At 62.4% G+C, this 12197-nt stretch carries 12 protein-coding genes; 3 read left to right on the top strand and 9 right to left on the bottom strand.

Annotated elements, in window-relative coordinates; genetic code table 11:
* Positions 1–8: 8 nt before the first annotated feature.
* The 5 genes from FFS37_RS25480 to FFS37_RS25500 all read right to left on the bottom strand — a co-directional run bounded on the left by FFS37_RS25480 (position 9) and on the right by FFS37_RS25500 (position 5044).
* Entirely contained in the window at positions 9–674 is a 666-nt protein-coding gene (locus tag FFS37_RS25480; RefSeq protein ID WP_137933733.1) for a TIGR02117 family protein, read from the bottom strand.
* Between the two features lie 99 nt (positions 675–773).
* Positions 774–1577, bottom strand: coding sequence for an amino acid ABC transporter ATP-binding protein (locus tag FFS37_RS25485; protein WP_137933734.1), 804 nt, complete (start codon positions 1575–1577; stop codon positions 774–776).
* A gap of 25 nt (positions 1578–1602) precedes the next feature.
* On the bottom strand, positions 1603–2760 hold the full coding sequence (locus FFS37_RS25490) for an amino acid ABC transporter permease (protein ID WP_137933735.1): 1158 nt from the start codon (positions 2758–2760) through the stop codon (positions 1603–1605).
* 5 nt (positions 2761–2765) lie between these two features.
* Positions 2766–3953 carry an amino acid ABC transporter permease gene (locus FFS37_RS25495; RefSeq protein WP_137933736.1) on the bottom strand — a complete coding sequence of 396 codons (1188 nt, stop codon included), beginning with the start codon at positions 3951–3953 and terminating at the stop codon, positions 2766–2768.
* A gap of 62 nt (positions 3954–4015) precedes the next feature.
* A complete protein-coding gene (locus tag FFS37_RS25500; protein ID WP_137933737.1) occupies positions 4016–5044 on the bottom strand; it encodes an amino acid ABC transporter substrate-binding protein in 1029 nt (342 codons plus the stop codon).
* A 533-nt stretch (positions 5045–5577) separates the two neighbouring features.
* Between FFS37_RS25500 and FFS37_RS25505 the strand changes: the two genes are divergently transcribed.
* A complete protein-coding gene (locus FFS37_RS25505) occupies positions 5578–6759 on the top strand; it encodes a cystathionine beta-lyase (RefSeq protein ID WP_137933738.1) in 1182 nt (393 codons plus the stop codon).
* Positions 6760–6772: 13 nt separating this feature from the next.
* Here the strand turns inward: FFS37_RS25505 and FFS37_RS25510 are convergent, their stop codons facing one another.
* Positions 6773–6967 carry a hypothetical protein gene (locus FFS37_RS25510; RefSeq protein WP_137933739.1) on the bottom strand — a complete coding sequence of 65 codons (195 nt, stop codon included), beginning with the start codon at positions 6965–6967 and terminating at the stop codon, positions 6773–6775.
* Here FFS37_RS25510 and FFS37_RS25515 point away from each other — a divergent pair.
* On the top strand, positions 6966–8045 hold the full coding sequence (locus FFS37_RS25515; protein WP_137933740.1) for an HPP family protein: 1080 nt from the start codon (positions 6966–6968) through the stop codon (positions 8043–8045). The genes FFS37_RS25510 and FFS37_RS25515 overlap by 2 nt on opposite strands.
* Before the next feature lie 27 nt (positions 8046–8072).
* Here FFS37_RS25515 and FFS37_RS25520 read toward each other — a convergent pair whose 3' ends face one another.
* Positions 8073–8981 carry a crotonase/enoyl-CoA hydratase family protein gene (locus FFS37_RS25520; protein WP_137933741.1) on the bottom strand — a complete coding sequence of 303 codons (909 nt, stop codon included), beginning with the start codon at positions 8979–8981 and terminating at the stop codon, positions 8073–8075.
* 79 nt (positions 8982–9060) lie between these two features.
* Between FFS37_RS25520 and FFS37_RS25525 the strand changes: the two genes are divergently transcribed.
* Complete coding sequence (locus FFS37_RS25525) at positions 9061–9633, top strand: TetR/AcrR family transcriptional regulator (protein ID WP_137933742.1); 573 nt, start codon at positions 9061–9063, stop codon at positions 9631–9633.
* Positions 9634–9641: 8 nt separating this feature from the next.
* On the opposite strand, the gene FFS37_RS25530 is transcribed toward FFS37_RS25525, so the two are convergent.
* On the bottom strand, positions 9642–10724 hold the full coding sequence (locus FFS37_RS25530; RefSeq protein ID WP_232375772.1) for a sugar-transfer associated ATP-grasp domain-containing protein: 1083 nt from the start codon (positions 10722–10724) through the stop codon (positions 9642–9644).
* 146 nt (positions 10725–10870) lie between these two features.
* Entirely contained in the window at positions 10871–12097 is a 1227-nt protein-coding gene (locus FFS37_RS25535) for an anion transporter (protein ID WP_137933744.1), read from the bottom strand.
* Positions 12098–12197 lie beyond the last annotated feature (100 nt).

Below are 12197 nucleotides of genomic sequence, written 5' to 3' on the forward strand. Positions count from 1 at the left end.
AACCGAGCCTAATTGTAGAGCCGCATCGACAGTCCCAGCGACACCGGCAGCGGGTTCCACCAGCCGGTGCGGAGGCCGGCGGTGCGAAGCGCAGCGGCCGTCCAGGTGTTGCAGCCGACCAGCGCGTTGAAATGGCCGTTGGCTTCGTAGAAGCGGTCGAAGCTGGAATAGCTCGCATTCTCGACCACGACCGGACCATTCGGCCCCTGCTGGAAGCTTGCGGAGATATAGTCGATCAGTGTCGCGAACTGGTCTTCCCCTATGTCGAACCCAGCGACATCGGGATGCGGCTCGACGATGTCGCCGGCAACATCGACATGCATGACCGACGCGTCGAGGGTCAGCGCTTTCATCACCGGAACGGCTTTCAGCTCGGACCAGGTCGGCGTCTGCAGATAGAAGGCGCGGCCGCCCCACCCGAAGACGAGATAGCGCACTTCCGGTGCATCGGAAGGCATTCCGGCGTCCATGAGGAAGTGGAAGCGCTTGCGCACCACGTCATCCACCGGAATGGCGATATCGGTGTGGATCGGGTTGTGCAGCACCAATATGTGTCGCGTGGCCACGCCGGCTCGCGCCGCCGGCCAGAGCGGGCGCGGCACCAGCGTGCCGAGGGCGGCTGCAAGCACGATCGCGGCCGACAGCAGGGAAAGGAACCGCAGGACTTTTCTCATCGATGCCGTCCCCTGCTCCGCCGCCAATCGTATCGGCCGATCCATAAGCGAAAGCCCGGCCGCATCGCGGCCGGGCTTTCGCGCTCGGTGTAAAGCCGCTCAGTGCAGGATCTGGCTGAGGAACAGTTTCGTGCGTTCATGGCGGGGATGGTCGAAGAACTCGGCCGGCGTGTTCTGTTCGACGATCTGGCCCTGATCCATGAAGATTACCCGGTTGGCGACCTTGCGCGCAAAGCCCATCTCGTGGGTGACGCACAGCATGGTCATGCCTTCCTCGGCCAGACCGACCATGGTCTCCAGCACTTCCTTGATCATTTCGGGGTCGAGCGCCGAAGTCGGCTCGTCAAACAGCATGATGCGCGGGTTCATGCACAGCGAACGCGCGATCGCCACGCGCTGCTGCTGACCGCCTGACAACTGGCCGGGATATTTGTTGGCCTGCTCCGGGATCTTGACGCGCTTAAGGAAATGCATGGCGATTTCCTCCGCCTGCTTCTTGGGCGTCTTGCGCACCCAGATCGGCGCCAGCGTGCAGTTCTCCAGGATCGTCAGATGCGGAAACAGGTTGAAGTGCTGGAACACCATGCCGACCTCGCGGCGCACCTCGTCGATCTTTTTCAGATCGTTGGTCAGCTCCTTGCCGTCGACGATGATCTTGCCCTTCTGGTGCTCCTCGAGCCGGTTGATGCAGCGGATCATGGTGGACTTGCCCGACCCGGACGGGCCGCAGATGACGATGCGCTCGCCGCGCATGACTTTCAGGTTGATGTCCTTCAGCACATGGAACTCGCCGTACCATTTGTGCATGGCGATGATGTCGATGGCGACATCGGTGGCCGAGATTTGCATCTTTCCGGCATTGACCTTGAGGTCTTCCGCGCTGACGGCGTTTTCAGTGGCCATGGCCAGTTCCCCTTATTGCTGTGTTTTATCGTTTGTAGCCGGTGTCGAGCCGGCGTTCGGTGTACATTGAATAGCGCGACATGCCGAAGCAGAACAGCCAGAACACAAAGGCCGCGAACACAAGACCGGACTTGGCCGTCTGCGGCGTCGCCCAGTTGGCGTCCGAGAAGTTCTGCTTGACCACGCCGAGCAGGTCGAACATCGAGATGATGAGGACCAGGCTGGTGTCCTTGAACATGCCGATGAACGTGTTGACGATGCCGGGAATAACCAGCTTCAGCGCCTGCGGCAGCACGATCAGGCCCATCTTCTGCCAGTAGCCGAGGCCGAGGGAATCGGCGCCCTCGTACTGGCCTTTCGGGATCGCCTGCAGGCCCCCTCGCACCACTTCGGCCATATAGGCGGCGGCAAACAGCGACACGCCGATCAGAGCCCTGAGGAACTTGTCGAAGGTGACGCCCTCGGGCAGGAACAGCGGCAGCATGACGCTGACGAAGAACAGCACGGTGATCAGCGGTATGCCGCGCACCGTCTCGATGAAGATCACGCAAAGCGTCTTGATGATCGGCATTTTCGAGCGCCGGCCAAGCGCCAGCACGGTGCCCAGCGGCAGCGACACGGCAATGCCGACGAAGGACAGGCTGAGCGTGACCAGCAGTCCGCCCCACCGCGACGTCTCGACATGCGGCAAGCCGAACACGCCGCCGATCAGCAGGAAGAAGGAAACGATCGGCAACACCAGGAAGAGCAGGATTGCGTTCAGCCCCTTGCGCGGCAAGCGCGGCATCAACATCGGCACCAGCAGCGCCACGAACAGGATGGCAACCAGGATCGGCCGCCAGCGCTCCTCGACCGGGTAGGTGCCGAACATGAACTGGCCGAACTTGGCGTTGACGAAGGCCCAGCAGGCGCCGCTCCAGCCATCCGGCTGGATGCCGCCTTGCGCCACCGTGGCGCAGACCGTGCGGTCAGGTCCGGTCCACTGAGCGTTGATGAAGGCCCAGCTCAGAACCTGCGGCAGGATCCAGGCCACGATGGCGATGCCAAGCACGGTCAGGACCGTGTCGCCGACCGAACCGACCAGGTTCTTGCGCGCCCAGGCAACAGGGCCGCGCTCGCTCGTTGGCGCGGGCTGCGCCAGCGCCATTTCGGTGCGCACCCAGGAGGTGTCATGTTCCTGCATGGCTGCTACCTCTCCACCAGCGCCATTCTGGCGTTGACCACGTTCATGACGGCCGAGGTCACCAGGCTGAGCAAGAGATAGGCAACCATCATGATCAGCACGCCCTCGACCGCCTGGCCGGTCTGGTTCAGAACCGTTCCCGCCGTCGCCGTCAGGTCCGGATAGCCGATGGCGATCGCCAGAGAGGAGTTTTTCGTCAGGTTGAGATACTGGCTGGTCAGCGGCGGGATGACGATGCGCATGGCCTGCGGCACCACGACCAGCCGCAGGGTAGGCCCGGAGCGCAGGCCGAGGGCCGATGCCGCCTCGGTCTGGCCTTTGTTGACGCCCCTGATGCCGGCGCGCACGATCTCGGCGATGAACGCCGCCGTATAGCAGGACAGCGCCAGATAGAGCGACAGGAACTCCGGCTTGACCTGGAAGCCGCCAGTCAGGTTGAAGGTCGATTGTTTGGGAAAATCAAAGCTCAGCGGAAAACCACTCAGCACGTAGGCGAGAAGCGGAAGGCCGACGATCAGCGCGATGGAGGTCCACAGCACCGGAAATTGCTGGCCGGTGGCCATTTGCCGCTGACGTGCCGCGCGGCGGACGAACCAGGCCATGGCGATGCCGACGACGAGCGCCACCAGGATAAGCCATGATCCGTCGCCCCACACGGCGCGCGGGAAATAGAAACCGCGCTGGTTGAGGTAGGAGCCGAATGGCAGGTGAAAGCTTTCGCGCGGCGCCGGCAGCACGGCGAGCACCCCGGAATACCAGAAGAAGATGACCAGCAGCGGCGGGATGTTGCGGAAAATCTCCACATAGACCGTGCAGATCTTGCGGATCAGCCAGTTCTGCGACAGGCGGCCAATGCCGATGACGAAACCGATGATTGTCGCTGTGATGATGCCGGCGACAGCCACGATGATGGTGTTGAGAAGGCCGACGATGATGGCACGGCCATAGGTCGAGTCCGACGTATAGGCGATCGGCGTGTCTGAGATATCGAAGCCGGCGCGTCCCCTCAGGAACTGGAAACCGGAGGCAATGTGGAGACGCTGCAGATTGTCGATGACGTTCTGCACGATCCACCAGACAGCGCCGAACAGAAGCACGACGACCAGCGTCTGGAAGAAGAGACTGCGGACTTTCGGGTCGTTGACGAAGGAGCCGCGACTAGGCTCCTCGCGAAGGATTTCCTGCGAAGCCATGGACCATCCCCTGGAAAGAGAAGCCGGAAGGCAGAGTATCTGCCTTCCGGATCACATTTCGATCAGCGGATCGGCGGAGCGTATTGCAGGCCGCCCTTGGTCCACAGGGCATTGATGCCGCGCGCGATCTTGAGCGGGCTGCCGGAACCGACATTGCGGTCGAACAGTTCTCCGTAATTGCCGACGGCCTTGACGATGTTGACGACCCAGTCGTTGGAGACGCCGAGATCGGTGCCGATCTTGGTGTCGGCTTCCTGGCCGAGCACGCGCTTGATCTCCGGGCTCGGCGAGTTCTTCATCTCGTCGACATTGGCCTTGGTGATGCCGAGTTCCTCGGCCTGCAACAACGCGAAATAAGTCCACTTGACGATGTGGTACCACTGGTCGTCGCCCTGGCGCACGGCCGGCCCGAGCGGCTCCTTGGAGATGATCTCGGGCAGCACGACATGGTCAGCCGGCGAACCGAGCGTCAGGCGGATGCCGTAAAGGCCCGACTGGTCGGTGGTATAGACGTCGCAGCGGCCGGCGTCATAGGCGGCGTTGACCTCCTCGAGCTTCTCAAAGACGACCGGATTGTACTCCATCTTGTTCGCCTTGAAGTAGTCGGCGAGGTTGAGCTCGGTGGTCGTGCCGCTCTGCACGCAGACAGCGGCGCCCGAGAGCTGGAGGGCCGAATTGACGCCCGGCAGCTTCTTGGCGTTGATCATGAAGCCCTGGCCGTCATAGTAGGTGACGCCGACGAAGTTCAGGCCAAGTGCCGTGTCGCGGTTGATGGTCCAGGTGGTGTTGCGCGACAGGATGTCGACCTCGCCGGACTGCAGCGCGGTGAAGCGCTCCTTGGCGCTGAGCGGCGTGAACTTGACCTTGGTGCCGTCTCCGAAGACCGCGGCGGCCACGGCGCGGCAGAAGTCCGCATCGATGCCCTGCCAGTCACCCTTGTCGTCCGGCGCCGAGAAGCCGGCCAAACCGGTGGAGACGCCGCACTGGATGAAGCCCTTCGCCTTTACTGTATCGAGCGTGCCGGCCGATGCGGCCGAAGCCATCAATCCGAGCGTGGCGGCGCCAAGAATGCCGATAGCAATATTTTTCATGACCCACAGACCCTTTTCTCTGTTTTTCAGGCAAACCCTGATTTTTTCCCGTGTGAACGCAGCTCCCATTCCAGCCCATCCCCGGAACGCGCATCGAAAACCAACGCGCTGCCCCCGTTCACGAACAGCATCGAAGGCGATAATTCCCGTGAGGTCAAGGGAAATGACCAAATCCGAAGGCGTTTGAAAATCGATTGCCTGAATTGCCTGAATTGCAGACAAACACGCCCGCCGTTTAGTCAGAAGTGCGAATAAACCCGGCAAAGCCCGTTCGACGTCAAGCCGCACACTGTCTCTCTCACCATGATCGCGCGACTACTCTTCATTCGGGCGCTTCCCGTCGCGCGTTGACATGGACAGCACTGTCATGTGAGCGCCCCGGAATCCCGTGAAAGGACACCGCAGGGCGGCCGTTTCTTGCGCGTGCGGGGAAAATTGGCACATCCGAAGTCCGTTTCCTGGCGAACGCCGGGATGTTGCGCGCTCCATGGCGGCGCACTATGGCTAGCCCCTCATCGAGAGGCGACGACACAATGGCAAAAGACGGCAACGAGCAAGGCTCCGGCAAGATGGGCATCAACACCCGCCTTGCCCATTCAGGCAACAACCCGCACGACTATTTCGGCTTCGTCAATCCGCCTGTCGTCCATGCCTCGACCGTGCTTTTCCGCAATGCCGCCGCGATGGCCGGGCGCAGCCAGAAATACACCTACGGGACGCGCGGCACGCCGACGACGGATGCCCTGGCCCATGCCATCGACGCGCTGGAGGGATCCGCCGGCACAATCCTGGTGCCGTCAGGCCTGGCGGCGGTGACCGTGCCGCTGCTCGCTTTCGTATCCGCGGGCGATCATCTGCTGATCGTGGATTCCGTTTACCATCCGACCCGCAATTTCGCCGACACGATGCTGAAGCGCCTGGGCGTCGAGGTCGAGTACTACGCTCCAGGGGTCGGCGCCGGCATCGCCGCCCTGATAAAGGCGAACACCAAGGTGGTGTTCACGGAATCCCCGGCCTCCAACACGTTCGAGGTGCAGGACATTCCGGCCATCGCCAAAGCGGCTCACGCGGCTGGCGCCATCGTGATGATGGACAACACCTGGGCAACGCCGCTCTATTTCAAGCCGCTCGACCACGGCGTCGACATCTCCATCCACGCGGCGACGAAATACCCGGCCGGTCATTCCGACGTATTGCTTGGCACGGTCTCGGCCAATGAGGGCTGCTGGGAGCAACTCTACGAGAGTTTCTGCACGCTTGGCTGCTGCGCAGGACCCGACGATGTCTACCAGGTGCTGCGCGGCCTGCGCACGATGGGCGTCCGGCTCGATCACCACCAGCGCAGCGCTTTAAGCATAGCGTCGTGGCTCGAAGGCCAGAAGGGCGTCGCGCGCGTGCTCCACCCTGCCCTCCCCAGCCACCCTGACCACGGCCTGTGGAAGCGCGACTTCTCCGGTTCGAGCGGCATCTTTTCCATCGTGCTTGCCGGCGGTGGCCAGAAGCAGCAGCATGCCTTCCTCGACGCCTTGCAGATTTTCGGGCTGGGGTATTCCTGGGGCGGGTATGAGAGCCTTGCGGTGCCGGTCTGGCTGGGCGACCGCGTCGTCGCAAAAGCCCCTTATGAAGGGCCGCTGATCCGGCTTCAGATCGGCCTCGAGGATGTCGATGACCTGAAAGCCGACATCATGCGAGGGCTGGCAGCGGCGGGACTCTGATTGCCAGGGAGATTCAGGCAAGGGCCGCAAGGCCCTGACGCTGATGGCAAAGCGCGAGCCGTTCGCAGCATGCCGATGAGGCTCGGCTCGCAATATTATTCTCCTTGGCCGCCCGTTTCGGGATTTGTTTGACTTTCAAATTCGCCGGTTCGGCCGCATTGCCTGCTGGCGGCATCCTCGCCAAATCATCCACTGCGAAAATTGCCATGGCCTTTCGTCTTTTTGTCCCCATCCTTGCCGGCGCGACGCTGCGGGAGCGTCTGCTGGCATGCATCGGGGCGATGATCGGCATCGCGTTGACCGGCGTGATCAGCGGCCTGGCGACGGGCGGCGGCGCGCATGTAGCGCTGCTGGTCGCGCCGATGGGCGCTTCCGCCGTGCTTCTCTTCGCGGTGCCGGCAAGCCCTCTGGCTCAGCCATGGTCGATCATCGGCGGCAATTCCATATCCGCGCTGGTGGGCGTGACCGTGGCGCATTTCGTCCATGACCCCGTCATCGCCTCGGGCCTCGCCGTGGCGCTCGCCATCGCGGCGATGTCGTTCACACGCTGTCTGCATCCGCCTGGCGGCGCAGCGGCGCTGACGGGGGTGCTTGGCGGACCTGCCGTTGTCAGCGCCGGCTTCCTGTTTCCGTTCGTGCCGGTGGCCCTGAATTCGATCATCCTGGTTACGCTGGGTTTCCTTTTCCACAAACTGGCGCGGCGCAACTATCCGCATGTCGCCGCGCCCGCAGCCAACAGCCACGGTACCGCCGATCCGCCGGCGCAGCAGCGCGTCGGCTTCCAGCCGGAGGATATCGACGCGGCGCTGACCGCGCTCGACGAGACCTTCGACATCGACCGCGACGACCTCGAACGGCTGTTGAGACAGGTCGAACTGCAGGCCACGGTGCGCTCGCACCGGACATTGCTGTGCAAGGACATCATGTCGCGTGATGTGGTCTCGGTGCCCGAGCACGCCCGCGTCGAGGAAGCGCGCCAGCAATTGCTCGATCACAACATCCGCACCCTGCCTGTGGTCGATGCCGAGGCAAGACTGGCCGGGGCTGTCGGCCTGCGCGAACTGACGAAAGCCGTCGACACGGTGAAAGCCGTGATGGCGACGGCCGGCACAGCCTTGCCCGACACGCCGGCGATGAGCCTGCTTCCAGTGCTGACTGACGGCCGCAGCCATGCCGTGGTCATCGTCGATGCCGAGCGGCGTATCCTTGGCCTGATCACACAGACCGACCTCCTCGCGACCGCCGCACGGGTGCTGACGGCAGACAAGCGATCGGCAGCGGCTTAGAACTGCGCCGACTGGCGTGAAGCCGGCTCATTTCTGCCGATTGCGTGCCCCCAGCAGAGGCCATCCCGGCGTGGCATCCTTCCCCGCCGCCTGGTCCAGTCGCAGGGAGGCGCGCCTTGCCTCGTCAGGCCGGCTGACATGCGTCCATGAGCCGTCGTAACCGCGCTTGCGCCGTTCCAGCCAGGCATCGAGCCCTTCGCGCAGATCGGCGGTTGGCGCCATGCGGGCGAACTGCTCGGCCTCGACAGCCAAGCCTTCTGCAATGCTCTGGTTGAGGCCCCGCGTCACTGCCGTGAGAATGCTGGCAATGGCCGGCCCGGAGTGCCGAAGGATACGCCTGGTCAGATCAAAAGCGGCCGGCATCAGTTCGGCATGCGGCACAACCTCGTTGACGAGGCCAAGTTCGAGCGCACGCGGTGGGGGAAACCAGTCGCCGGTCAAAAGCAGTTCGAGCGCCCGCTTGCGACCCGCCAGCCTCGGCAGGCGCTGGGTCCCGCCGAAAGTCGGCGGCATCGCCAGATTGATTTCCGGCTTGGCGAACAAAGCGCGGTCGCTGGCAATGGCAAGCGGCACGGCTTCCGTGATTTCACAGCCGCCGCCGAAGGCGATGCCGTTGACGGCGGCAATTATCGGCTTGCGGAACGCTTCAAGCCTTGCCGTCAGCCGCTGCCCCCGCATGACGAAGTCGCGCATCGCGACATCCGAGCCGCGTGCCACGCTCGCCGAGAATTCGTGGATATCGCCACCCGCCGAAAACGCACGCTCCCCCGCTCCGGTGAGAATGACGGCCCGCACGCTGTCATCGACTTCGATGTCGTCGAGAGCAGCGAGCAGGCGATCGATCAGGGCATAGTTCAGCGCATTGAGCTTTTCAGGACGATTGAGGGTGAGGACAGTCACCCCGTCATGGGTGTCGTTCAGGACAAGATCGACCATTGTTCTTCCTTTCCAGATACGAAGGAAAGGGAACACGCTTTCGGTTGCATGTATATTCACTAGTCGGTATACATGCCTGATGCTCGAAGCCGTCAGCCCGACCCGCAAACGCATCGTCGATGCAGCCACCAAGCTGTTTTATGCCGAGGGAATAGGTCGCGTCAGCGTCGACGCCATTGCCGAGGAGGCGGGCCTCACCAAGCGGACGCTTTATTACCACTTCAAGAGCAAGGACGACCTCATCGCGGCCTATCTGGACGGCCGCGACCAACCCAATCTCAAACGCATGGCCAGTTGGTTCGATGCCGCGCAAGGCGGTGTGGAACACAAGGTCGAAGCGATCTTTGCCAATCTGGCCCGGGCCGCGCGCCATCCGAAGTGGAAAGGATGCGGCTTTCTGCGCACGGCCGCGGAACTCGCTTCGATGCCCGGCCATCCGGCGGTCAAGATCGGCTCGCGTCACAAGTCAAATTTTGAAGCATGGCTGGCTGGAGCGTTGTCAGACCACGGCATCAAGGAGCCACAAACGGTAGCGCGCGAGATCGTGCTGCTGATCGACGGCTCGTTTTCGATCATGTTGATCCACCGCAATCCCGACTATATCGACGCCGCCGGTCACGCCGCCGCCACTCTGGTCAGGGCACGCATCTGAGGCAGGAGCTAGATGCTACCTGGTTTGTCTCCAATGCCCATTTCAGCCCAGAAGGCGCGTTGCTCGGGTGTTCGCCTCAAGCTCGCATGACTTTCATGTATTGCCAGGCCAGGGGTGGTGTTGGCCTCGACAATGACGATGTCATCATTCGTCAATGCCACGTCCCAGCCGATGAGGCCCGGATAGGGTAGTTGGCTTGCCAACCTCAACATCCGCGACTTGACGATATCCCAATTGGGTATGACAGCGTTGCGGATTTGGACACCGGAATCCGGATGCCGTTCGCTGACCTGGCGGCGCCTGTTTTTCGAATCGTAAGAGAGCCCGGGGCCAAGAACGCCATTCAGCGGATCGACCCGGGCCGAGATTCCGCCACGCCCGATCTTCCAGTTGTCGGTCGGATAGGTTTCCGGACGGCCCATCTTCATGGTCGCCGCCAAGATGACAGTGCCGTGGCTCGAAAAATGTGTCCCGGTCAGCACGCGAAGTGTGTTCAACGTGGGTGGGAAAAATGCCTCGCTCCATGTTCCCTGCCGGATGATCTCCGAGATCGTGTACGCATCCGGCTTCTGGCGCAAGAAACCGTCAAGCCATTCCCGCGCCTGCACCCTATGGCCATTGACCTGCAATCCATCGGGGCCATGGGCGAGCCTCAATGCTCCCTTCGCGTATCCGCCTGCGGCAGGCTTGAGGAACAATTCGCCCTTCTGCTGCGCAAGCGAAAGTATTTCTTCAAACTCAAGACGTTCTTCCGGCTTTGCAAGATCAACAAGTTGCTGTCCAGCGATATAGTGGGTCATTGGCGGCGCGGCGGAGGGCATGACATGATCAAGCCATGCTTTCTGGTTCAGCTTGTTGAACAAGAACCGGTCAATGCGATTGTTGTAGGTGGCGAGCCGACGAGTATACAAACTGAGGGGAGTATATTCGCTTCGAAGAAACGCCTGATCCTCGAGCATGATCAATGCTTGCGACTGATGGCCACGGAGCAAGCCGCGCAACCGCCATAGGTTGCTTGGCGCGACGTCCTCGAATTCGGTTCGCACAAAAGAACTGTATGCACGCCATCGACGTGCAATTGCTACCGCCACCCCCAAGGATCACCTCTCCCACCACATAGACTGCCCCAGATTCATCGTGAGGGCACTGGCGGCAGATATCAAGCCGGCACACCGAGTTTGTGTCTGTCTGGCGATGCGCGGCCGAACAAGTCCTGAGAGATGGCCGCTGCCGTTTCTTAAGGCGCCAGCGCCATCCATGCCGTGCCGGCAACGAGCGTGACCAGCGTCAGCGGCAGGCCGACCTTGAAGAACGCGCCGAAAGACAGTGGCGTGCCCGCGGCCTTGGACTGCTCGGCAACGATCAGGTTGGCGACCGAGCCGAGCAGCGTAAAATTACCGGCGAGCGTCGAGCTCATCGCAACCACGAGCCACGCGCGCTCGGGGCTTTCCAGCCCGGGTATGAAGGGCCGCAATGCCAGCACCGCCGGGACATTGCTCATGATGTTGGAGAGTACGGCGGTGAACCCGGACAACCGCCAGACATCGTCCAGGCCGAGATTCCTGGCCGAGGCGATGATGTCAGGCGTCAGAAGCGTCTTTTCGGCGCCGGCAACGACCACGAACAGGCCGGCGAACATGAACAGCAGCGGCCCATCGATCTCGCGGTAGATACGCTCCGGCTTGATGGCGCGGGTGAGCAGCAGGATCGCGCCGCCGATCAGCGCCGCCTTGGCAACGGGAACGCCGGCGAAGAAGGCGATGGCCAGACCGACACAGACAATCACTGCCTTCAGCACCTGCCCGCGATGCATGCGGCCGCGCGAAAGCTCGGGTGTCAGTTGCACGGTACGAACGAATTCCGCCCGGTAGACGATGCGCACGATGACGATGACCGCGATGAGGCCGAACAGGGCGACCGGCGCGAGCGCCGCCGAAAAAGCCGGATACGAAATACCCGACAGCGCGCCGATGACCATGTTCTGCGGATTTCCGGTGATGGTGGCGACGCTGCCGCAGTTGGACGCCGTGGCGGTGGCGATCAGATAGGGAACCGGATTGCGGTTGATAACGCGGGTGACGTGGACGACAATCGGCGCCATCACCAGGCAGATGGCGTCATTGACGAGGAATGCCGACAGCACGCCGGTCAGCAGCGTCACCATCACCAGCAGCATGAACGGCGCATGCGCGTGTTCGATGGCGATGGCGCCGAGGCCACGAAAGGCGCCCGAGACCTTCAGATGCGCCACCACGATCATCATGCCCAGCAGAAGGGTGATGGTGTCGAAATTGATGGCCTTGTAGGCGTCCTCCATGCTGACCGCGCCAATGGCGATCATCGCGGCGCCGCCGAGCAGCGCAATACCCGCACGGTCAAGGCGCAAGCCCGGAATGCGGCCGATCGCGACGCCGGCGTAGGTCAGGACCAGGATCAGCAGTGCCGCCGCGCCCATCAACGTCATCAGTGAGGATCCTGCTCAAGGTGTTGGTGCCGACGCCGTCTGTCCGGTGGTTCGGATCACCAGCTTTAGCGTGATGTCGCGATCGATGACAAACGGCATG

Source organism: Mesorhizobium comanense, assembly GCF_005503535.1.
GTDB lineage: Bacteria > Pseudomonadota > Alphaproteobacteria > Rhizobiales > Rhizobiaceae > Mesorhizobium > Mesorhizobium comanense.